We start from the raw sequence: 376 nt of genomic DNA on the forward strand, positions 1-376 counted from the left end.
AGATAGTGAAAAACTTGAGATATCTGTCGATGGAAATGATGTTTTAATTCCGATAGTTAAAGATCCTTATACAGAAAAGTCGAATTGCTTTAATTCATTTATTAAAAAGAATGATAGCAAAGAGCTTTTGGTTAATGCAGATTTATGCATTAAATTAGACAACGAAATGAAAGAAAAGGCCAAAGGCATTTCTGGTTCAAAGGGGGCTTTATATAAAAAATATGGAGAAATTATCGCACTAAGAAATGACTTTGTAGAGTATTTCCCTAAAAATCCTTATAATAAGGAAACTAAATATTTTATCAGAAAAGATGAAAAATATATACTTTCTATAGATTTATTACATGGACACTATGAAGTTTTTGAGGGAAAAACT

General features: G+C 28.2%; 1 protein-coding gene. It reads left to right on the forward strand.

The genetic code is table 11. From position 1 onward, the window contains the following. Window positions 1–376 (forward strand): hypothetical protein (locus DWW13_RS18925; protein ID WP_199674891.1); only part of this gene is annotated, 376 nt, incomplete at both ends.

The sequence above is a fragment of the Blautia sp. AF14-40 genome (assembly GCF_003479665.1).
GTDB classification, from domain to species: domain Bacteria; phylum Bacillota; class Clostridia; order Lachnospirales; family Lachnospiraceae; genus Fusicatenibacter; species Fusicatenibacter saccharivorans.